The sequence below is a fragment of the Marichromatium gracile genome (assembly GCF_004343155.1).
Lineage (GTDB): Bacteria > Pseudomonadota > Gammaproteobacteria > Chromatiales > Chromatiaceae > Marichromatium > Marichromatium gracile.
In genome coordinates, this window is record NZ_SMDC01000003.1 from 373,746 (window position 1) to 395,545 (window position 21,800).

The following is a 21,800-nucleotide window of genomic DNA, read 5'->3' on the forward strand; positions in this document are numbered from 1 at the left end:
TTGAGCGGTTGCAGTGGAGTGCGGACGGCGTGAGGGGTCGAGGCTCAGGCGGTGGCGGCGTCGGTGACCAGGATCTTGGCGGCCATGCCGCCGCCGAGTGCGATCCGGGTCTCGCCGCGGGCGACGATCAGACCGCCGCCCTGGCGCTGGACGACACGCAGTTCGGCACCCTGGTTGAGCCCGAGCTCGGTGAGTCGGCGCACCAACTGGCGACCGCCCAGTAGGTTGCAGACCCGCACCAGGGTGTCGTTGTCGGCCATGGTGAGCGGATAGGAGGGGTGCGGGGACTGCTGCTGAAGGGGGAGCGAAGTCGGTGCCATGTGCATGCGGGTGCCGCCTCGTGCGTCAATAAGAATGATTCGCAGCATATTCCTCCGGCTGCTTTATTGCAAATCGTTCTCAATGACGGGGTTCGGACGGTCTCCGCGCCGATCAGCCGAGCAGCCGGGCGAGATAGAAGCCGGCGGCGCCGACCAGGGTGCACAGCACCACGCCCCACAGGGTGTCGACCAGCACCAGGCGTAGCGGCCAATCGGGCAGCGTGGCCATGTTGGTCAGCTCGTAGGTGATGTAGGTGAAGAAGCCGAAGCCGGCGGCCAGCAACAGGGTCCTGTCGAGCGAGCCCGCCTCCACGCCGGGGAGGATCGCCATCACCAGGATGCCGGCGACATAGATGAGATAGAAGGCGATGGCCGCCGGCCAGCGGGTGGTGTCGGCGAGCAGATGAGCGAGCTGAGCGCGGTAGAAGCCGCGCGCGACCACCCCCAGCCACAGCAGGTCGATGGCCATGAAGACCGTGAAGGTGAGCAGATAGAGCTTGATGACGAACCACGGACCCATGACGCGCTCCCGGGGTGATGATGGGCCTTCGTCGATGCCGGGAGGCAGCCCCCGGCCTCGGCCTCGATCAGTGTTCCGGCAGTGTCTGCAGGAAGTCGGTGAGGGTCGCGACGAAGGCCTGTGGCGACTCCTCGTGTGGCAGGTGGCCGCTGTCGGCGATGACTTCAAGCCGGGCGCCGGGGATGGCCGCGGCGATGCGCTCGCTCTCGGCGACCTTGACCGTCTGGTCGTGGGCGCCGGTGACCACGAGCGTGGGCGGCGTGACCCCGGCGAGTCGGGGTTCGAGCCCGAGCTTGCGGGTGGCGAGGAACAGCTCCCAGAAGGCGCGCGGCCAGGGGCCCTGCATCATGTCGGCGCGGAAGGCGGCGAGCACCTCGGGGTCGAGCCGCTCGGGGCGGTACCAGAAGGCGCGGATCGCCTTGTCGTAGAGCCGTGCGATCAGTCGGCCCATCAGCCAGGAGAAGAAGGGCGTGAGGGCGCGCATCAGCGGCTTGACGAAGCCGGGGATCTCGCTGGTGGCGTAACCGCTGAGGATCATCGCGTCGACCAGCGCCAGCGCCTCGACCCGCTCGGGGTGTTCGAGCGCGGTCATCAGCGCCAGGGTGCCGCCGGTGGAGTTGCCCACCAGCACCGCGCGCTCGAAGCCGAGCGCCGGGATCAGCGCAGCGATCAGCGCGCTCTGGTCGTGGGCACTGTAGCCGGGTTGGCCGTCGGCGCCGGGCAGCGGTTTGGAGCTGGCGCCGAAGGCGGGGCGGTCGAAGGCGACCACGGTGTAGCCGGCCTCGGCCAGCGGCGCCATCACCGCGCGCCAGGAGCGCAGGCTGAGGAAGCTGCCGTGCAACAGCAGCAACAGCCGGGGGCCGTCGCCGAGACGGCGGTAGTGGAGACGGAAGCCGTTGCAGTCGATGAACCGGGCGGTGTCGGCGGCCGGGTCGGTGGGGGCGATTGGATCCATGACGATGATGCTCTCGCTCTCGGGGTTGCGGGCGGCGCCGTGGCCGCTCGGGGGGTCAGGGGGCGGGCGCCGGGGTGCGGCCGAGATAGGCGCGCGCGGCGTCCGCGTCGAGCTGGATCTGGTGCTTGAGCGCCTCGAAGGAGGCGAAGCGCTGCTCGTCGCGCAGCTTGAGACAGAACTCGACCTCGACCTGACGCCCGTAGATGTCGGCGGCGAAGTCGAACAGATGGACCTCGAGCTGATGGGCGCGCCCGTCGACCGTGGGGCGGGTGCCGATGTTGGCGACCCCGGGGCGGGGCGCGGGGCCGAGTCCGTGCATCCGCACCGCGTAGACGCCGTGCAGCGGGCTGACCCGGCGGTGCAGGTCGATGTTGGCGGTGGGGAAGCCGATGGTGCGTCCGCGCTTGTCGCCGTGCCCGACCCGTCCGGCGATGCGATAGGGCCGCCCGAGCAGGTGCTCGGCCTGCTCGAGATCGCCTCGGGCGAGCGCCTCGCGTACCCGGGTGCTGCTGATGCGCTCCTCGGCGTGGGTCACGGTATGGAGGTTCTCCAGGCTGAAGCCGTGTGCCGCGCCCATGCGCCGGAGCAGCGCGAAGTCGCCCGCGCGACCGTGACCGAAGCGGAAGTCGTCGCCGACGAGCAGGTGATTGACCCCCAGCCCCTCGATCAGCAGCTCGTGCACGAAGCGCTCGGCCGGCATCGCCGCGAGCCTGGGGCCGAAGCCGAGCACCATCACCCGCTCGATGCCGCAGTGGGCGATCGCCGCGAGCTTCTCGCGCAGCCGGGTGAGCCGCGCCGGCGCGGTCTCCGGCGCGAAGCACTCGAGCGGCTGCGGCTCGAAGGTGATCACGGTCGCCGGCAGCCCGAGCGCGCGCCCCTGTTCGAGCAGACGCTGGAAGATGCTGCGGTGTCCGAGGTGGACGCCGTCGAAGTTGCCGATGGTGGCGACACAGCCCCGGTCGCCGGGACGCAGGTTGTGAAGACCGCGGATAAGCCTCATGGCAGCAGTGCAGGGAACAATGGGCAAAGGTGCTGAGTATACGCGTCGTGGGACGACGATGGGGCGTGAGAGGCTCAGCCGCCAGCCGCCAGCCGCCAGCCGCCAGCCGCCAGCCGCCAGCCGCCAGCCGCCAGCCGCCAGCCGCCAGCCGCCAGCCGCCAGCTGCCAGCTGCCAGCTGCCAGCCGCCAGCGAAGGATCGAACCACAAAGGCGCCAAGGACGCCAAGGGGGTGAGACGTAGGCTGGGATGAGTGACCAAGCGAAGACCGCGCGCATCGGCATCCGGCCTGTCGGTTATAGCCGCCAGCGATCAGCCCCCAGCCCCCAGCCGCCGGAGGGGAAGGGTGACCGCCATGATCATCGATTGATCCTTCCTCTCCCTTCGCGTGCTTTGCGGCTTTGCGGCTTTGCGGTTCAATCCGCTGGCCGCTGGTGTCAGCGCCGTCGCTCGGGGGCGGCGAGGTGGCGCGGACGCACGCCGGCGAGGAGGACGAGGGCGGCGTAGAGGGTGGCGCCGGCGAGGATGGCGCCGCCGAGGTGCCAGGCCCGGTCCCAGGGGGCGAGCGCGCCCCAGTCGAGTGTGCCGAGCGCCCAGTGCAACATCCCGGCCATCGCCAGGCTGGCGCCGAGCACCGCGGCGCCGAGCGCGGGCCAGCCCGGGCGCGGGCGGTAACTGCCGTCGCGTCTCAGCGCGCGCAGCAGCAGCAGGGCGTTGAGCAGGGCCGCTAGGGTGGTGGCCAGCGCCAGTCCGGCGTGTCCGAGCGGCCCCATCAGCGCGAGGTCGAGCACCAGGTTGATCCCGAGGGCGATCAACGCGATCCGTACCGGGGTGCGGGTGTCGTGGCGGGCATAGCAGCCGGGGGCGAGCACCTTGATCGCGATGAAGGCGAGCAGGCCGAGTGCATAGGCGCTCAGCGCCCTGGCGGCGTGGGTGACATCGGTGTCGCCGAAGGCGCCGGACTGGAACAGGGTGGCGATCAGCCCCTCGGCGAGCACCGCGAGCCCCACCGCCGCCGGCAGTCCGAGCAGCAGCGTCCAGCGCAGTCCCCAGTCGAGGGTGGCGGAGAAGCGTCGTGCGCTTGCCGCGCCGCTGCCACGGGTGAGTCGGGGCAGGATGACCACCCCGAGCGCGGCGGCGAGCAGCCCGAGCGGGAACTCCATCAGCCGTTCGGCGTAATAGAGCCAGGAGATGCTGCCCGGGGTGAGGAAGGAGGCGAGCAGGGTGTCGAGCAGCAGGCTGAGCTGGACCACCGAGACGCCGAGCAGCGCCGGTCCCAGGCGGCGCAGGATGCGCCGCACCACCGGCGAGTCGAGGGCGAGACGCGGGCGTGGCAGCAGGCCGAGCCGGGCGAGCGCGGGGAGCTGCAGCGCGAGCTGTGCGGCACCGCCGAGCAAGACCCCCCAGGCCAGCGCGAGCACCGGACGCTCGAGTCGGGGGGCGAGCAACAGCGCCGCGCCGATCAGCGCCAGGTTGAGCAGCACCGGGGTGAAGGCGGGTACGGCGAAGCGCTCGTGACAGTTGAGCACCGCACCGGCCAGCGCGGTGAGGCTGATCAGCAGCACATAGGGCAGGGTCAGGCGCAGCAGCTCGGCGGCGAGGGCGAGCTGGTCGGTGTCCGCGCCGAAGCCGGGGGCGAAGAGCAGGATCAACAGCGGCGCGACGAGGGTACCGAGCGCGGTGAAGAGCACCAGCAGCAGCCCCAGGGTGCCGGCGAGTTCGTCGACGAGTCGTGTCAGGCCGGCGCGCCCGCCGTGGCGACGGCGTTCCTCCAGTGCCGGTACCAGGGCTGCGGCGAAGGCGCCCTCGGCGAACAGCCGGCGGAGGAAGTTGGGGATCTTGAAGGCGACGAAGAAGGCATCGGTGGTGGCGTCGGCGCCGAAGGCACGGGCGATCACCAGATCGCGGACGAAGCCGAGGATGCGCGAGAGCAGGGTGTTGCCGCCGACCACGAGTGCTGAACCGGAGAGCGATGACACCTGGCGGGACTCCTCGTGAAATCGCACATTATAATGGCGCAAGAAGCATTTAGCGCATCAAGGTCCTTGACAATGGACAGAGATGGCGGAAGAATGCTCGGTCTTTATCCGCTCTTAAGATCAATTCGCCGGATTTCCAGGAGACCCCCGTTGGCCAACTCAGCACAAGCCCGCAAGCGCGCCCGTCAGGCCGAAACCCGCCGCCAGAGCAACATGGCGCAGCGCAGCACGTTGCGCACCTTCGTCAAGAAGGTGATCAAGGCCATCAAGGCGGGCGACAAGGAAGCAGCCGTCCAGGCCTTCCAAGACGCCGCTCCCCGTATCGATCGTGCCGCCCGCAAGGGTCTGATCCACGCCAACAAGGCCGCTCGTCACAAGAGCCGCCTGAACGCACACATCAAGGCGATGGGCTGATCCGTCGAAGCAACCGCTTCCGGCACCGAAAAAACCGGCCACTGGCCGGTTTTTTTGTGTCCGCGTCCCGGCGCTCCGGCGCCCGCTCCGGGCGCGCAGTCCGGACCTCGGGCGTACCCCATCAGGCCCGCTCGCCGGTCGGGCGCCGATAGGCAAGCGCCAGCAGCAAGGCCCCGGCGAGGATCATCGGCAGGGTGAGCAGCTGGCCCATGGTCAACCAGCCGAAGGCGAGATAGCCGAGATGGGCGTCTGGCAAGCGCACGAACTCGACACTGAAGCGCGCCGCCCCGTAGCCGACCAGAAACAGCCCGGAGACGGCCATGGTCGGGCGCGGCCGGCTGGAGAACAGCCACAGCACGACGAATAGCACCAGCCCCTCGAGCAGCGCCTCGTAGAGCTGCGAGGCGTGCACCGCCGGGCTCAACAGCGTGGTGGCCGGCTGATCGAGGCACTGGCGGGGGAACTGCTCGCAGGGCAGCTGAATCCCCCAGGGCAGATTGGTGCGGTGTCCCCAGAGTTCGCCGTTGATGAAGTTGCCGATCCGCCCGGCGAGTAGTCCCAGCGGCACCAGCGGGGCGAGGAAGTCGGTGGCCTGGAAGAAGGTCAGGCCCTGGCGGCGCGAGAACAGCGCGGTGGCGATCAGCACCCCGAGCAGCCCGCCGTGGAAGGACATGCCGCCCTCCCAGACCCGGAGCAGGGCCAGCGGGTCGGCGGCTACCTGGTCGAGCCCGTAGAACAGCATGTAGCCGAGCCGCCCGCCGAGGATCACTCCGATCACCCCGTAGAAGATCAGGTCGTCGACCATGACCCCGCTCCAGCCGCTGCCGGGACGGGCGGCACGCCAGCGTCCCAGCCCCCAGGCGGCGGCGAAGCCGAGCAGGTACATCAGGCCGTACCAGTGGATCTGGAGCGGGCCGAGGGCGAGGGCGACGGGATCGATGTCGGGGTAGGTCAGCATGAGGGCGATGGTCTCACTCGGGGATGGCGGTTGGATGAATGCTCAGCGGCGCTGCTGACGGCGCGACTTGTCGGGGTTGCGCAGCAGCACGTAGAGCGCGCCGGTACCGCCGTCGCGTCGCGTCGCCGAGCAGAAGGCGAGGACCTGATCGTAGAGCCGCAGCCAGTAGTTGAGCTTCTGCTTGAGCACCGGCTGGTTGCCCGATGAACGGTAGCCCTTGCCGTGGATGATGCGCGCGCAACGGATCCGGCGATGTCCGCACTCGGCGAGGAAGTCGCCGAGCAGCGCCTTGGCGTAGGTGGCGTTGAGGCCGTGCAGGTCGACCTCGAGCCCGACCTCGATGGCGCCGCGCTGCAGCTCGCCGAGCACCCTGCGCTGGATTCCGGGGCGCGAGAACAGCAGGTACTCCGGGGTCTCGAGATTGACCTCGGAGAGTCCCGCGATGGGTTCCGGATCATCGAGCTCGGGTTCGCGCGGGCGCGGCACGGGCGGCGGTCGGCGCCGCTCGCTCGGTGGTGGCGTCTCGATCTCCAGCCGGGTGACCTCGCCGACCGTTTGCAGGAACAGCTCCACATCGGCTTGCTCGATCTGTCTCTTCATGCGGGGGTCCGGGCTGTGGGTTGTCCTGGGCATTGAATGAGGATGGCCGTGGCCAGGCGCGGGGCAGTATATCAGGGGCACGCGCCGGGGCACGGGTGTCGGCGCCGCGCCTTTTGCGTATGATCTGCGCTCATCCTGCCGCTCTGTCACCCGGTCCCTGTCCGCGTCTCCGGGGGCGTCGGCGCCGACGCTGGCGTGCCCCGTCAGCCTGTCCGCATCCATCTCAGTAATCGACAGACAACCAACGCATGAAGATCCTGGTCAGCAACGACGATGGTTATCAGTCACCCGGACTGGTGGCATTGGCCGAGGGGCTGCGCGCGCTCGGCACCGTGCACGTGGTGGCGCCCGAACGCGATCGCAGCGGCGCCAGCAATTCGCTGACGCTCGACGTCCCGCTGCGCGTCAGGCGCCGGCCCAACGGCTACATGAGTGTCGACGGCACGCCGACCGACTGCGTGCATCTGGCGCTCACCGGGCTGCCCGAGATCGAGCCCGATATCGTGGTTGCCGGGATCAATCACGGCCCCAACCTGGGTGACGACGTGATCTACTCCGGCACCGTCGCCGCCGCGACCGAGGGACGCTTCCTCGGGCTGCCGGCGATCGCGGTGTCGAGCGCGGTGCATGCGCCGCGTCATCTCGACAGCGCCGCGCGGGTCGCCGTCGAGCTGGTGTCGCGACTGCGCGAGCGGCCGCTCGAACCGAACCTGATCCTCAACGTCAATGTGCCGGATCTGCCCTATGAGTCGCTCGCCGGCTTTCGCGCGACGCGTCTGGGGCAGCGTCACAAGGCCGAGCCGGTGGTCGCCGCGCAGGATCCGCGCGGACGGACCATCTACTGGGTGGGGCCGGCCGGCCCGGAGCAGGACGCGGGCGTCGGCACCGATTTCCATGCCGTGCGCAATGGCTTCGTCTCGATCACGCCGCTGCAGGTCGACCTGACCCGACACAGTGCGCTCGAGACCCTTGATCGATGGCTGGACGGCGAACGCCGTTGAGCGTCTGTCGCCCCACCCCTTGTCTATCGCGCGTCGACACCCATTGAAGGATGACTGGAGGCGACACTGTGGTGACTTGTCCCCGAGGAATGGCCCCCGACCGTACCCCGAGCAGGCGCTCCGGGGTCGGGTGGCTGGTGCTGCTGGCGCTGGTCTCGGCGCTCGGGCTCGGTGGTTGCGGCTCGACCGGGCCGGCGCCGGTCTATGACTGGGACTGGCAGGGTCCGGTTCCCGACGGCTTCTATCTGGTGCGCCCCGGCGACACCCTCGGCGAGATCGCCGCGCGACGCGGCCAGCGGCTGCGCGCCCTGGCCGAGTGGAACCGACTCGAGGCGCCTTACACCATCTATGCCGGGACCCTGTTGCGGATCGACCCCCCAACCGGTGCACGGGCCCGTTCCGGTCCTCCGGCACGCGCCGTGACGCAGCACGCCGGCGCCGACAAGGCGACGACACCGCCCCGTCGGCCGTCGTCGTCCAGGCCGGTGGTCGCGCGCGTCGACACCAGCCCGGCGGGCGCGCCGGGGAGTCGTCGGGCCGCTTCCGGGGTGGACTGGGAGTGGCCGATCGACGGTCCCGTGGTGCAGGACTTCCGCAACGCCGACCGCACCCGCCAGGGGATCCGCATCGGTGGTCGCGTGGGTCTGCAGGTGCGTGCCGCGGCACCCGGCAAGGTGGTCTACAGCGGTAGTGGACTCAAGGGATACGGCAACCTTATCATCGTCAAGCACAGCGAGAAGTATCTGAGCGCGTACGGATTCAACCGCAAGCTGTTCGTCAAGGAAGGGGCGCAGGTCAAGCGCGGCCAGCCCCTGGCCGAGATCGGACAGTCCCCGGATGGCGCCTATCTGTTGCATTTCGAGATTCGCCGCCACGGCACGGCTGTCGATCCGGTACTCTACTTGCCCGTGCGTAAACAACCCCGTTGATTCAACGGAGGGAGAGGTGGATGCCAACCGCCAAAGGTCGACAGGCCCACGACAACCCCAACGCGACCGAGGACGATGTCCCGGTCTCGGGCTATGAGCGTGACGACGAGGATGGTCAGGAAGAGGGTCGCGACTCTGACACTGTCGATCAGAGCGACGCTGAAAACGATGGTGACAGCGACGGGGCGGGCGAACGGGCGCGCAGTGCGACGACCGCCCGCCTGCCATCGAGTGACGCCGACTTCGACGCCACCCGGCTCTATCTGAACGAGATCGGCGGCTCGAAGCTGCTCACCGCCGAGGAAGAGGTGCACTACGCGCGCCTGGCGCAGGCCGGAGACAATGCCGCGCGTCAGCGGATGATCGTGAGCAACCTGCGGCTGGTGGTGAAGATCGCCCGGCGCTATCTCAATCGCGGTCTGCCGCTGCTCGACCTCATCGAGGAGGGCAACCTCGGGTTGATCCGCGCGGTCGAGAAGTTCGACCCCGAGCGTGGCTTTCGCTTCTCGACCTACGCGACCTGGTGGATCCGTCAGACCATCGAGCGGGCGATCATGAATCAAACCCGCACCGTGCGCCTGCCGATTCATGTGGTCAAGGAGATCAACGTCTATCTCAAGGCCGCACGCCAGCTCGCCCAGCAGCTCGATCACGAGCCGACCACCGAGGACATCGCCGAGCTGCTCGATCGTCCGATCACCGAGGTCAAGCGCATGCTCGGGCTCAACGAGCGCATCGCCTCGGTCGATACCCCCTTCAGCAAGGATGCCGACAAACCGCTCGTCGACATGCTCCAGGACGAGGGCGCCGACGACCCCACCGAACGCATCCAGGACACCGATATCCAGACCAATCTGGAGCACTGGCTGGGCAAGCTCAACGACAAGCAGCGCGAGGTCGTCGAGCGCCGTTTCGGGCTGCACGGCTATGAGCACTCGACCCTGGAGAGCGTCGCCCAGGAGCTCGGTGTGACCCGTGAGCGGGTGCGTCAGATCCAGATGGACGCGTTGCGCCGGCTGCGTGACATCCTCGAGAAGGAAGGGTTCTCGGTCGACGCGTTTTTCAAATAGTGTTCCTCGTGCATTGAGCACTTTTCGTGACGGTTGCGACATGCCCTGCGTCTTGTCGCATGCCTTTGTGTTTGCTGCACCGATGTGGAATATTGGGCCTTGGCGCTGCGTGGCCACTGCGTGAACGGACGATCTTCGTTGTCGCCGCGTCGTTGATTCGTGTTGCTCCCGCTCCAGTTTCTCCCGGTGTCGTCGTCATGGAACAGTGTCCGCAGTGTGGAAGCTACAACACCCGCAAGTCGCGCTTGCAGTCCGGTGGGCGGAGGGCACGCCCCTGGTTTCGATCCTGGTTTCGCTGCTGTGACTGTGGTGCGCGCTTCCTGAGTACCGACTACCTGCTCATCCAGCAGTGGGCGATGGCTGGCATCGCCCTGGCGGTGATCGGGGGCGCGGGGGTGTGGGCGGCGCTGCGCCAGCCCGATGGCGGCGCGGTCGAACGTGAGCGCCCCGCGTCGGAGGACCCGGTGCTGGCCGTCCTGGCGCCCGAGCCCTATGGTTTTTCGCTTCCCTACGCCAATCCCGAACTGCTGGCAGCGGCCGAGTCCGGCGATGCCGAGGCGCAGTACCAGCTGGGGTTGGCGATCGTGCAGCGGCACTGGGAGCGTGGCGAGCAGCGTCGTCTCGGCGAGGCCGCCGAGTGGGTCGCCAAGGCCGCCGAACAGGGGCACGTGCGCGCCCAGTTGGTGATGGGCGGACTCTACGAGAAGGGACGCGGGGTGATCCAGGACTACGAGTTGGCGCTCGCCTGGTATCGGCGCGCCGCCGCCCAGGGTAATCCCCAGGCGATGGCGCGACTGGGGCGGATGCTGCGTACCGGTCGTGGTGTCGAGAAGAACCTGGTCGAGGCCTATGTCTGGCTGAATCTCGCCTCGGCGCGCGGCGATCCCCATGCCGAGATCGATCGTGACCGGCTGCGCCGCATGCTCTCGACCGAGGAGGTCAATCGCGCCCAGGATCGTTCGCGCCATATCGATCGCGACCTGCCACACCCCACCGGCCCCGTCCAGCCACTGCCGCTCGGCTTCTAGTCCTCGGCGCCATCGCTTGCGCCCTTGCCGACGAGCGGTGCTCCCCGATCCGTCGCGCCGCCCTTGTGCGCATGCCGGGATGGACGCAACTTCTCCGTGTGTGATCCCGCTCCCGCCCGGTTCGCGGCGGCAGTCTTGCAACCGCGCTCGCCGCTGCCAGCGCTTGGAGGACGGCGGTGGGAATTACCTGAGCGTTTTGGTTGACTTTGGGGCGCGGATCCAGTGTTATTTGCCCGGCGGTGTCGGGGCCGACGGCAGCGGATGGATCGGTTTCGAGTCGACCGTCGGGGCGTGATCGGTGGCATCGCCGGGACGCCCGAGCAGGGTGGTGCGCGTTCGCACCTCGGGAGTCGTCACGGATGCGGCGCTTCCCGGCTCATCCATCGTCGTGTCCAGAGGAGCCGTTATGGATGCCAATCTGGAGCAGAAATACGACCTCGACGTCGTACGCTGGTTCACGGTCATGGCCGTGGTCTATCTGGTCGTCGGTGCCGCCGTCGGGGTCTACATCGCCTCCGAGCTCGCCTGGCCGGCGCTGAACTTCGACTCCCCCTATCTCTCCTTCGGGCGGCTGCGCCCGCTCCACACCAACGCCGTCATCTTCGCCTTCGGCGGCTGTACCCTGATGGCCACCGCCTTCTACACCGTGCAACGCACCTGCGGGGTGCGGTTGTGGAGTCCGCGGCTGGCGCGCTTCACCTTCTGGGGCTGGAACCTGGTGATCCTGCTGGCGGTGATCACCCTGCCGCTGGGGCTGACCCAGTCGAAGGAGTACGCCGAGCTGGAGTGGCCGATCGACATCCTCATCGCGGTGGTGTGGCTGGCCTTCACCATCAACTTCATCATGACCATCGCCCGGCGCAAGACCTCGCACATCTATGTGTCGAACTGGTTCTTCCTCGGCATGATGGTGATGATCGTCTATCTCCACGTGGTCAACAGCCTCGCCATCCCGGTCGGGCTGTTCAAGTCCTACTCCATCTTCTCCGGGGTGCAGGACGCGATGATCCAGTGGTGGTGGGGGCACAACGCCGTCGGCTTCTATCTCACCGCCGGCTTCCTCGGCATCATGTATTACTTCGTGCCCAAGCAGGCCGGTCGTCCGGTCTACTCCTATCGCCTCTCGGTGATCCACTTCTGGTCGCTGATGTTCGGCTACGTCTGGCTCGGCGCCCATCATCTGCAGTACACCGCGCTGCCCGACTGGACCGGCTCGCTCGGTGCGGCGGTCTCGATCGCCATGATCATCCCCTCCTGGGGCGGGGCGGTGAACGGCATGATGACCCTCTCCGGGGCCTGGGACCGGTTGCGCACCGACTATGTGCTGCGCTTCCTGATCATCGCCCTGGCCTTCTACGCGATGTCGACCTTCGAGGGACCGGTGATGTCGCTGAAGACCGTCAACGCGCTCTCGCACTACACCGACTGGACCATCGGTCACGTCCACTCCGGGGCGCTCGGCTGGGTCGCCGGTATCTCCATCGGCGCCATCTACCACCTGATGACCCGGCTCTATCACACCGAGATGTACTCGATACGGCTGATCAACCTGCACTTCTGGACCGCCACCATCGGCACCGTGATCTATATCGTCGCGATGTGGGTCTCGGGGATCATGCAGGGGCTGATGTGGCGCGCCTATGACGAGTACGGGACCCTCGCCTACACCTTCGTCGAGTCGGTCGACGCCATGCATCCCTATTACGCGATGCGCGCCACCGGCGGCATGATCTTCCTGTTCGGTGCCGTGATCATGCTGTTCAACGTGCTGATGACCGTGCGCAAGTCGCTCGCCGAGGGCAATCTCGATCGTGCCCGCGCGCTGCCGGCGCCGGCCTGAACCGGAGTTGTCCCATGAGCAGGCAGAAGACCAAGCCGAAGAGCTTCCAGGAGTGGATGGAAGTCAATATCTGGGGGCTGCTGATCGTGCTCGCCCTGGTGCTGTCGGTCGGCGGGCTGGTGGAGATCGTGCCGCTGTTCTACATGAAGAACACCATGGAGCACGCGCGCTTCCCCGAGATCGTCTGGGCCAAGGCCGGCGAGGCGCCGATCGTCACCGTCGATGCCGACGGGCGCGAGCAGTGGAACTGGACCGCGGGCGAGGGGGTGCGACCCTACACCCCGCTGGAGCTGGTCGGGCGTGATATCTACCAGCGCGAGGGCTGCTACACCTGTCACTCGCAGATGGTGCGCCCCTTCCGCGACGAGAAGGAGCGCTACGGTCACTACTCGCTCGCCTCCGAGTCGATGTTCGACCACCCCTTCCAGTGGGGCTCCAAGCGCACCGGGCCGGACCTGGCGCGGGTCGGCGGCAAGTACTCCGACGCCTGGCACCGCCAGCACCTGCGCGACCCGCGTGCGGTGGTGCCCGAGTCGGTGATGCCCGGCTATCCCTGGCTCGATACCCGCTACCCCAGCGGCTGGCGGATCCAGTGGCACATGCGCGGGCTGCGCTCGCTCGGCGTGCCCTACACCGAGGCCGACATCGAGGCCGCCCCGGCGCTGCTCGAGGGCAAGACCGAGATGGACGCCCTGGTGGCCTATCTGCAGGTGCTCGGCACCATGGTCGCACTCGACGAGGCCAAGACCTACCGTGAATAGCCTCAGCGATTACTTCCACACCGACTGGCAGGCGATGACGGTCAACGACTGGATCGGCACCATCCTCACCGTGGTGGTCTTCGTGCTGATGGTGGTGGCCTACTTCCTGGTCTTCCGCCCGAAGAACCGCGACCGTCTCGAGTCCATGAAGCACATCCCCTTCGATGACGACGACGACGACGACGAAGGCACGGGAGCGCGCGATGGCCGACCATAACCCCTTCCCCGGCGAGAACAACACCGGTCATATCTGGGACAGCGACCTGCGCGAGCTGCAGAACCCGCCGCCGCGCTGGTGGATGATCGGCTTCTGGACCTCGATCCTGTGGGTGATCGGCTACACCATCCTCTACCCGAGCTGGCCGGTGGGCGAGGAGCCCACCCCCGGCATCCTCGGCTGGACCCAGATCGAGGAGTACGAGCGGGGGGTGGCGCAGATCGAGGCGCGGCGCGCCGAGTTCGAGTCACGCATCGGCGCGCTCGGGGTCGAGGAGATCCTCGCCGACCCCGGGCTCACCCAGTACACCCTGGCCTCGGCCAAGGTGCTGTTCGGCGACAACTGCGCCGCCTGTCACGGCAGCGGCGGTCAGGGCAACCCCGGCTATCCGGTGCTCGCCGACGACGACTGGCTCTATGGCGGCAGCACCGCCAAGCTCACCGAGACCATCACCCAGGGGCGCAAGGGCAACATGCTGGCGCATCAGGACATCCTCAGCGCCGAGGAGGTCGACACCCTGGCGCGCTGGACGGTCGAGATGAGTCAGGGCGAGCCGGGCAGCGAGGCCGGTTGGCAGCTGTTCTCGACCAAGGGCTGCAGCGGCTGTCACGGACCGACGGCCAACGGCGTGCTCGCCGAGCTGCCCGGCGGCGAGGTGATCACCGTCGGCGCGGCCGATCTCACCGACCGCATCTGGCGCTTCGAGCCCGGCGGCTACGAGAGCGCGCGTCATACCATCCTCTACGGCGTCAACCAGTCCGGGGTGGAGCAGACCCGCGAGGCGGTGATGCCCGCCTTCGGCCCGACCGCGCGGGTCGAGGACGTCGAGATCCGCCGTCTCGATCCCCAGGAGATCAAGAAGCTGGTGGTCTACGTGCGCCTGCTCGGCGGTGGTCTCTGAGACGCCGGTGCTTGGTCACGGGGTGCCGCGCCCCAATGCTCTGACCGGTACGCTGCCCCTGACCGCCGAGTCGTGGGGCATCAATCGGGGCGGTCGTGCCCCGTCGCAGCGGGGTCTCGCCCCGAGGGATGTCGATGAGTAGCCGAGATCGCGCCACCGAGGTCGAGGGTCTGTACGCCGAGGCCGCGCAGTGGCATGTCAACGCCGGCGGCGAGACCATCCACGCCAAGCGGCTGGCGGGTCGCTGGCGCACCTTCAAGTGGCTCACCGCCTCGGTCTGGCTGGTGTTCTTCCTCGGACCCTATGTGCGCTGGGACGGTCGTCAGGCGGTGCTCTTCGACATCCCCAACCGTCAGTACCACCTGTTCGGCGCCACCGTGCTGCCGCAGGACTTCTGGATGCTGTCGCTGCTGCTGCTGTTCTTCGCCATCCTGCTGGCGGTGGTGACGGCGGTGGTGGGGCGCGCCTGGTGCGGGTACTTCTGCTTCCAGACGGTGTGGACCGATGTCTTCACCTGGATCGAGGAACGCCTCGAGGGGCCGCCGGCGGCGCGCCGTCGGCTCGACCAGGCGCCGTTCGCCGTCAGGCTGCGGGCGCGCCTGCCCAAGCACCTGCTGTGGCTGGTGATCGGCTGGTTCACCGGCTTCAGCTTCGTCGCCTGGTTCGTCGACGCGCCAACGCTGTGGCGGACCTTCTTCACCGGCGAGGCCGGGGTTGCGGCCTATGTCACCGTGGCCCTGTTCACCGCCGGTACCTATGTGCTCGCCGGCTTCCTGCGCGAACAGGTCTGCTTCTGGCTCTGTCCCTATGCGCGCATCCAGGGGGTGATGCTCGATCCCACCACCCTGGTGCCGGCCTATGACACCGGGCGTGGCGAGCCGCGCGGACGGCTGCGGCGGGGCGGCGAGGCCGCCGCCGGGCAGGGCGACTGCATCGACTGCAACCAGTGCGTCGCGGTCTGTCCCACCGGGGTCGACATCCGCCAGGGGCAGCAGGAGGGCTGCATCACCTGCGCGCTGTGCATCGACGCCTGCGATCAGGTGATGGACAAGGTCGGTAAGGCGCGCGGACTGATCCGCTACGCCTCGCTCGACGAACTCGAGGGACGACCGACCCGGCCCCTGGCACTGCGCCCACGGGTCTGGCTCTATGGCGGCATCCTCACCCTGGCGCTCGCCGGGATCGTCTACGGTCTGGCCTCGCTCGCCGCGCTCGATCTCAAGGTGCTGCACGAGCGCGCGCCGCTGTTCGTGCGTCTGAGCGACGGTTCGATCCAGAACCGCTATACCCTCAAACTGCTCAACAAGACCCCGGACCCGCTCGCCGTCGAGATCCGGGTGAGCGGACCGCCCGGGCTCGAGGTGAGCGGGCTGGAGCGGCCGATCCAGGCCGCCGCCGGGGTGGTGACCCCGGCGCTGGTGTTCGTGCGGGTGCCGGAGTCGGCGCTCGCCGCCGAGCAGCAGCCGGTGGTCTTCCATGCCGAGGCGCGCCGGCGCGACGGCCAGCGGCTCGACACCGCGCGCGAGAGCGTGTTCATCGCCCCCGCGCCCTGAGTTGCCGTGCCCGTCCCGACGGGTGCGGAGGAGGTCAAGATGCCGATACAGTCGGGCGCCGTCCATCCGGCGCAACCCCTCCCGGCCTGGCGCAGCCCCTGGGTGATCGCCTGGGTCGGGCTGATCGTGGTGGTGTTGCTGGTCAACCTGCTGATGGTCTATCTCGCCGTCGCCACCAACCCCGGTCTGGTCAACGCCGACTACTACGAGCGCGGTCAGGACTACGAGCGCACCCTGGTCTCGCGTCGCGCGCGCGATCCGGGTTGGGTGATGCAGGCCGACATCCCGCCGCTGCAGCCGGGGCGCGTCGAGGCGATCCGGCTGTTCCTGGTCGATCGCGCCGGCCAGCCGGTCGAGGCCGACGCCGTCACCCTCCACGCCTATCGCCCGGCCGACGCCGCGCGCGACTTCAGCGTACCGATGCGCCGCGAGGGCGCGGGGCGCTATGTCGCCGAGGTCGCCTTCCCGCTGCCCGGGGTCTGGGACACCCTGATCGCCGTGGGTCACGGCGAGGACGAGTACAGCCTCGACCAGCGTCTCGAGGTCGGCACGCGCTGACGCCTGGGCGATGGACGCGATCATCGAGGAGCATGCGCCGACGACCGGGGAGGCGCCCGCGCGCTGCCATCACTGCGGTCTGCCGATCGGGCCCGGCGGTGGCGAGCGGGCACGGATCGCCGGGGTCGAGCGCCGCTTCTGTTGCAGCGGTTGCAAGGGGGTGTGCGAGGCGATCCACGCCGCCGGGCTCGAGGGCTTCTATCGCCGTACCGGCGCCGACGAGCTGCTGGCGCCGCCGCCCGAGCCGCCGCGCGACCTCGAGCACTACGATCTCGACGCGGTGCAGCAGGCCTTCACCGACACCAGCGCGCGCTGCCGCGACATCCAGCTCCAGGTCGAGGGCATCCACTGCGCCGCCTGCGTGTGGTTGATCGAGAACGGTCTGCAGTCGCTGCCCGGGGTCGAGGAGGCGCGGGTCAACCTCACCGGACGGCGGCTGCGACTGCGCTGGGACAGCGAGCGGCTGCGCCTGTCGCGGGTGCTCGCTCGGCTCGCCGCGCTCGGCTATGCCGCCGTCCCCTTCGACCCGGAGGCCGCCGAGGGTGCGCTGGCGCGCGAGAACCGCGACCTGCTGTTCCGTCTCGCCTGGGCCGGGTTCGCGATGATGAACCTGCTGTGGATCTCGATCGCGCTCTACAGCGGCGCCGATCAGGGCGAGTTCCGCGGGCTCTTCCACTGGCTCGGGTTCGCCCTGGCCACCCCGACCCTGCTCTATTCGGGCGCACCCTTCTTCCGTGGCGCCTGGGCCGGGCTGCGCCACGCCCGACTGGGCATGGACCTGCCGATCGCCATCGGGGTCAGCGTCACCTACGGCTATTCGCTCGCCGTCACCCTGGGGTTGGGCGACCAAGGTCACGTCTACTGGGACACCGTGGTCAACTTCCTCTTCGTGATCCTGCTCGGGCGTTATCTCGAGGCGCTCTCGCGACGACGCGCGGTGGCCTCGACCCAACGTCTGTTCGACCTCCAGCCCCGGGTGGCGACGGTGCTCGACGCGCACGGCGAGCCGTGCCTGGTTGCGGTGCGCGCGATCACCCCGGGGATGACGGTGCTGGTGCGTCCCGGCGAGCGCATCGCCGTCGACGGCGAGGTCATCGCCGGCGAGAGCGGCGTCGATGAATCGATGCTCAGCGGCGAGTCGCGCCCGGTCGCCAAGGGGCCGGGCGCGACGGTCGCCGCCGGTACCCTCAACGGCGCCGGCGCGTTGCGGTTGCGCGTCGGCGGGGTGCTCGCCGAGACCGCGCTGGGGCGGATCATCGCCCTGGTCGAGTCGGCGCAGAGTTCGCGCGCACCGATCCAGCGTCTCGCCGACCGGGTGGTGCCCTGGTTCGTCGCCGCCACCCTGGGGCTGGCGCTCGTCACCTTCATGATCTGGGTGCGTCACGACCTCGAGTCGGCGCTGATGGCGGCGACCGCGGTGCTGATCGTCACCTGTCCCTGCGCCTTCGGGCTGGCCACGCCGATGGCCGTGGCGGTGGCCTCGGGGCGGGGTGCGGCGCGCGGCATCCTGATCAAGCACGGCGCGGTGCTCGAACGGCTCTCGGCGATCCGTCATCTGGTCTTCGACAAGACCGGCACCCTCACCGAGGGCCGGGCGCGGGTGGTGGCGTTGCGTGCCCCCGATGAGGACTGGCGCGCACCCGAGACCGGGCTGACCGAGGCGCAGCGCGCGGCCCTGGCCGCGCTCGGCGCGCTCGAGCAGCACTCCGAGCACCCGCTGGCGCGCGCCGTGGTCGCCTGTTGCGCGGCGCTCGGCGTGGCGCACGGCGGGCTGCCGGTCACGGGGTTCGTCGCGCTGCCCGGTCGCGGGGTACGGGGGCGGGTGGCAGGGCGGGAGGTGCTCGCCGGCAGCGCCGAGTGGCTGGCCGGGGCGGGTGTGGCGCTGCCCGAGGACGAGCCCGGCGAGGTCTGTTGCGCGATCGACGGCGAACTGGTGCTGGCGCTGCGTATCGAGGACCGGCTGCGCGCCGATGCCGTGCAGGCGTTGGCGCGGTTACGCGCCGCGGGGCTGCGCCTGACCCTGCTCAGCGGCGATCGCGCAGCGCGCGCGCGCGCCGTGGCCGAGCGTCTCGGCGGCATGGCGACCATCGCCGAGGTGTTGCCCGAGGACAAGGCGCGGGTGGTCGAGCGGCTGCGCGCCGAGGGTGCGGCGGTGGCCATGGTCGGCGATGGCGTCAACGACGCCCCGGCGCTGGTGGCCGCCGATGTCGGCATCGCCATGGGCAGCGGCACCGATGTCTCGATCGAGTGCGCCGACATCGTGCTGATGGCGGGCGAACTCGAACGCGTGGCGGAGGCCGTGGTGCTGGCGCGGCGCACCCTGCGCGCGATCCGCCAGAACATCGCCATCTCGATGACCTACAACCTGATCATGGTGCCGCTGGCGATGGCCGGTATCATCACCCCGCTGATCGCCGCGGTGTCGATGCCGCTCAGCTCGCTGGCGGTGATCGCCAACTCTGCGCGTATCCGCCCCGGTCTCGACGACTCACCGGGACCGGCGCGCGCACCTCGCTGATTCGCGGAGACCGACCGATGGACGTCATCTATGCACTGATCCCGGGCATGCTGGTGCTCGGCCTGGCCGCGGTCGCGGTGCTGTTCTGGGCCGCGCGCAACGGCCAGTTCGACGACCTCGACGGCGACGGGCGGCGCATCCTCATGGACGAGGACGAGATCGACCCGCGCCGCCTCCCCGACGCCGACCCCGACGAGGAGTCGTCGGGGTCGGCGTCGGAGGATAGGCTTAGGTACTGAAGCCGGCGACCTGGGTGTTGAGGGTGCCGACCTGGGTGCGCAGCCCGGTGGCGCTCTCGGCGATCAGCGCGCTGCCCTGACTGCTCTCCTCGGAGACGTCGTGGATCGCGCGGATGCGGGTGTCGACCTGCTCGGAGAGCGCGTGCTGCTGCTCGACCGCCTCGACGATCTCGCGGTTGACCGCGCTGATCTCGGCCACCGACTCGACGATCTCACCGAGCGCCTGCATCGTCGCCGCGGCCTGCTCGGCGCTCTGGTTGGCCTCGGTCATGCCGCGTCTGAGCGTTTCGGCGGTGCGCTGGCTCTCGCTCTGCAACTGCTCGATACGCTCGCGGATGTCGTCGGTGGCCAGCCGGGTCTTGGTGGCGAGCTGACGGATCTCGCCCGAGACCACGGCGAAGCCACGCCCGTGCTCGCCGGCGCGCGCTGCCTCGATTGCGGCGTTGAGCGCGAGCAGATTGGTCTGATCGGCGATCTCGCGGATCAGGTCGACCACCTCGCCGATCGACTGGCTCTGCGCCGAGAGCGATCCGGCCTGCTCCGAGGCGCCGTCGAGCTGGCCGGCGAGCTGGCTGACCAGGGTGTTGAGCCGGCCGATCTGGCCGCTGCCGTGCTCCACCCGTTGCTCGGCGCTGTGTCCCGAGGCCAGCCCGCGCTGGGCGCTCGCCAGGGTGTGTCCGGCGTGGCCGAGCATCTGCTCGACGAAGCGTCGCGCCTCCTCGGCGTCCTGGCGCTGACGCCGCGCGCCGTCGCGGGTCTGGTGGGCGAGGGCGGCGAGCTGGTCGCTGTCGAGCTGGACCCGACCGGCGACCTCGGTCATCACCCGGATGCTCTCCTGGAAGCGATCGAGCATGCGGTTGAAGGCGAGCGCCGTCTCGCCGGCCTCGGTGGCGTTCTCCACCGGCGCGCGCAACCGCAGGTCGCCGCTCTCGACGATCTGTTGCATGGTGCGCATGGTGTCGAGCCAGACCGTGCGGGCACCGTGCTCGACCACGTTGAGCCCCTCGTCCTCCTCCTCCGGGCTGACCCGCAGGTCGTGGAACAGCCGCAGTCCGAGGAACACCACCAGGCCGCTGCCGAAGGCCCAGGCGAACACCGCCGCCACCCCGATCAGCTGCACCCCGAGCTGACTGAGGTGGCCGCCGGTGGCGAGCTGGTCGGCGGGGGCGAAGAGGGCGAGCGCCAGCGTCCCCCAGACCCCGCCGAAGCCGTGCGCGGCGATCGCCCCGACCGGGTCGTCGAGCCGCGCGAGATGGAGCAGCGCCGATTCGATGCCATAGACCAGCAGACCGCCGATCGCACCGATCCACAGCGCGTTGCCCGGCTCGACGAAGGCGCAGCCGGCGGTGATCGAGACCAGCCCGGCGAGGGTGCCGTTGAGCACCCGCTCGACCGGGACCCGGCCCTGATTGAGGGTGAGCGCGAGCAGCAGGCTGGCGAGCCCGCCGGCGCACGCCGAGAGCACGGTGTTGAGGATGATCTTGGGCACCGAGGCATCGGCGGCGAGGGCGCTGCCGCCGTTGAAGCCGAACCAGCCGAACCAGAGGATGAAGATGCCGAGGGTGGCCAGCAGCAGGTTGTGACCGGGGATGGGCTGCGGCTCGCCCTGCGCGTCGAAGCGCCCGCGGCGGGGGCCGAGCACGATCACCCCGGCGAGCGCCACCCAGCCGCCGACCGAGTGCACCACGGTGGAGCCGGCGAAGTCCATGAAGCCCATTGCCTCGAGCCAGCCGGGGGTGGTGTCGGCGAAGGCGCTGCCCCAGGCCCAGTGTCCCGAGACCGGATAGATCAGCAGGCTGATCATCGCCGAGATGATCAGATAGGCGTTGAACTTCATCCGCTCGGCCACGGCGCCGGCGACGATGGTCGCGGCGGTGCCGACGAAGGTCGCCTGGAAGAGGAAGAAGGCATAGTCGCCGGGCGCGTCGAGCAACGAGCCGTTGAAGCCGTGCAGCCCGATCCAGCCGTTCTGGCTGGTCCCGAACATCAGCGCGAAGCCGATCAGCCAGAACAGGATCACCGCGACCAGGAAGTCGCTGATGTTCTTGATCGCGACGTTGTAGCTGTTCTTGGCGCGCACCAGGCCGGACTCGAGCGCGGTGAACCCGGCCTGCATCAGGAACACCAGTCCGGCGGCGATCAGTACCCAGATGAGATCGAGTCGTGCACCGACATCGAGCGCTTCTGGTGGTGCGGCGAACACATTGGGGCAGAAGGCAAGGGAAAGAATAATAAGGGCTTTGTGCATGTCCGGGTCCGATCCTTGATGAGTGACTGATCGATATTGGTGCATGTCGATCGGGCGTCACCTCGATGCCCCTTTTTAAAGCATGGGATATGCCAATCTGGTGTTTGTCCTGCCCTTATCAGGGCAAGATGCTGTCGTTGCCGGTGAGGTCAAGTCGGGGTTGATGGACGGCGGACGAGTGGTCTGGTGTGCG

21 protein-coding genes are annotated in these 21,800 nt (G+C 69.0%); 13 read left to right on the forward strand and 8 right to left on the reverse strand.

Translation table 11 applies throughout. The annotated features are described in order from the left end of the window. Window positions 1-44 precede the first annotated feature (44 nt). The 5 genes from EDC29_RS07345 to murJ form a co-directional block, all read right to left on the reverse strand. Window positions 45-326 carry a FeoA family protein gene (locus tag EDC29_RS07345; protein WP_123140086.1) on the reverse strand — a complete coding sequence of 94 codons (282 nt, stop codon included), beginning with the start codon at window positions 324-326 and terminating at the stop codon, window positions 45-47. 106 nt (window positions 327-432) lie between these two features. Beyond that, on the reverse strand, window positions 433-840 hold the full coding sequence (locus tag EDC29_RS07350) for a DUF2177 family protein (RefSeq protein WP_123142224.1): 408 nt from the start codon (window positions 838-840) through the stop codon (window positions 433-435). Between the two features lie 67 nt (window positions 841-907). After that, window positions 908-1,795: an alpha/beta fold hydrolase gene (locus EDC29_RS07355; protein WP_123140088.1), complete on the reverse strand. Its 888-nt coding sequence runs from the start codon at window positions 1,793-1,795 to the stop codon at window positions 908-910. Window positions 1,796-1,850: 55 nt separating this feature from the next. After that, a complete protein-coding gene (ribF, locus tag EDC29_RS07360; protein ID WP_132229175.1) occupies window positions 1,851-2,795 on the reverse strand; it encodes a bifunctional riboflavin kinase/FAD synthetase in 945 nt (314 codons plus the stop codon). A gap of 435 nt (window positions 2,796-3,230) precedes the next feature. Further along, a complete protein-coding gene (gene murJ, locus EDC29_RS07370) occupies window positions 3,231-4,772 on the reverse strand; it encodes a murein biosynthesis integral membrane protein MurJ (protein WP_123140090.1) in 1,542 nt (513 codons plus the stop codon). Window positions 4,773-4,922: 150 nt separating this feature from the next. Between murJ and rpsT the strand changes: the two genes are divergently transcribed. Then, on the forward strand, window positions 4,923-5,186 hold the full coding sequence (gene rpsT / locus EDC29_RS07375; protein ID WP_123140091.1) for a 30S ribosomal protein S20: 264 nt from the start codon (window positions 4,923-4,925) through the stop codon (window positions 5,184-5,186). A 121-nt stretch (window positions 5,187-5,307) separates the two neighbouring features. Here the strand turns inward: rpsT and lgt are convergent, their stop codons facing one another. Then, a complete protein-coding gene (lgt, locus tag EDC29_RS07380; RefSeq protein ID WP_132229177.1) occupies window positions 5,308-6,144 on the reverse strand; it encodes a prolipoprotein diacylglyceryl transferase in 837 nt (278 codons plus the stop codon). A 42-nt stretch (window positions 6,145-6,186) separates the two neighbouring features. Further along, window positions 6,187-6,744, reverse strand: a complete 558-nt coding sequence (locus EDC29_RS07385; RefSeq protein WP_132229179.1) for a Smr/MutS family protein — start codon at window positions 6,742-6,744, stop codon at window positions 6,187-6,189. 248 nt (window positions 6,745-6,992) lie between these two features. Between EDC29_RS07385 and surE the strand changes: the two genes are divergently transcribed. The 12 genes from surE (at window position 6,993) to ccoS (ending at window position 19,359) form a co-directional block, all read left to right on the forward strand. Beyond that, on the forward strand, window positions 6,993-7,745 hold the full coding sequence (surE, locus tag EDC29_RS07390; RefSeq protein WP_123140094.1) for a 5'/3'-nucleotidase SurE: 753 nt from the start codon (window positions 6,993-6,995) through the stop codon (window positions 7,743-7,745). 71 nt (window positions 7,746-7,816) lie between these two features. Next, complete coding sequence (locus tag EDC29_RS07395) at window positions 7,817-8,674, forward strand: peptidoglycan DD-metalloendopeptidase family protein (RefSeq protein ID WP_243695634.1); 858 nt, start codon at window positions 7,817-7,819, stop codon at window positions 8,672-8,674. Window positions 8,675-8,694: 20 nt separating this feature from the next. Further along, entirely contained in the window at window positions 8,695-9,744 is a 1,050-nt protein-coding gene (gene rpoS, locus EDC29_RS07400) for an RNA polymerase sigma factor RpoS (RefSeq protein ID WP_123140096.1), read from the forward strand. Between the two features lie 197 nt (window positions 9,745-9,941). Next, entirely contained in the window at window positions 9,942-10,772 is an 831-nt protein-coding gene (locus tag EDC29_RS07405; protein WP_165913453.1) for an SEL1-like repeat protein, read from the forward strand. Between the two features lie 406 nt (window positions 10,773-11,178). After that, the gene (gene ccoN, locus EDC29_RS07410) at window positions 11,179-12,612 is read left to right on the forward strand and encodes a cytochrome-c oxidase, cbb3-type subunit I (protein WP_005222653.1); all 1,434 of its coding nucleotides are present in this window, start codon (window positions 11,179-11,181) and stop codon (window positions 12,610-12,612) included. A 14-nt stretch (window positions 12,613-12,626) separates the two neighbouring features. Further along, window positions 12,627-13,373, forward strand: a complete 747-nt coding sequence (ccoO, locus tag EDC29_RS07415) for a cytochrome-c oxidase, cbb3-type subunit II (RefSeq protein WP_123140099.1) — start codon at window positions 12,627-12,629, stop codon at window positions 13,371-13,373. Continuing rightward, window positions 13,366-13,590 (forward strand): CcoQ/FixQ family Cbb3-type cytochrome c oxidase assembly chaperone, encoded by a 225-nt coding sequence (locus EDC29_RS07420; protein WP_132229181.1) that lies wholly within the window; start codon window positions 13,366-13,368, stop codon window positions 13,588-13,590. The genes ccoO and EDC29_RS07420 overlap by 8 nt, the downstream gene beginning before the upstream one ends. Beyond that, window positions 13,577-14,491: a cytochrome-c oxidase, cbb3-type subunit III gene (gene ccoP, locus EDC29_RS07425; RefSeq protein ID WP_123140101.1), complete on the forward strand. Its 915-nt coding sequence runs from the start codon at window positions 13,577-13,579 to the stop codon at window positions 14,489-14,491. The genes EDC29_RS07420 and ccoP overlap by 14 nt, the downstream gene beginning before the upstream one ends. Window positions 14,492-14,625: 134 nt before the next feature. Continuing rightward, on the forward strand, window positions 14,626-16,044 hold the full coding sequence (ccoG, locus tag EDC29_RS07430; RefSeq protein WP_132229183.1) for a cytochrome c oxidase accessory protein CcoG: 1,419 nt from the start codon (window positions 14,626-14,628) through the stop codon (window positions 16,042-16,044). A gap of 39 nt (window positions 16,045-16,083) precedes the next feature. Next, window positions 16,084-16,602: a FixH family protein gene (locus EDC29_RS07435; protein WP_123140102.1), complete on the forward strand. Its 519-nt coding sequence runs from the start codon at window positions 16,084-16,086 to the stop codon at window positions 16,600-16,602. 10 nt (window positions 16,603-16,612) lie between these two features. Then, complete coding sequence (locus EDC29_RS07440) at window positions 16,613-19,120, forward strand: heavy metal translocating P-type ATPase (RefSeq protein ID WP_132229185.1); 2,508 nt, start codon at window positions 16,613-16,615, stop codon at window positions 19,118-19,120. A 17-nt stretch (window positions 19,121-19,137) separates the two neighbouring features. Further along, window positions 19,138-19,359: a cbb3-type cytochrome oxidase assembly protein CcoS gene (gene ccoS, locus EDC29_RS07445; protein ID WP_123140104.1), complete on the forward strand. Its 222-nt coding sequence runs from the start codon at window positions 19,138-19,140 to the stop codon at window positions 19,357-19,359. Here ccoS and amt read toward each other — a convergent pair. Then, a complete protein-coding gene (gene amt / locus EDC29_RS07450) occupies window positions 19,349-21,607 on the reverse strand; it encodes an ammonium transporter (protein WP_123140105.1) in 2,259 nt (752 codons plus the stop codon). The two genes, ccoS and amt, sit on opposite strands and share 11 nt — an antisense overlap. Window positions 21,608-21,800: the final 193 nt, after the last annotated feature.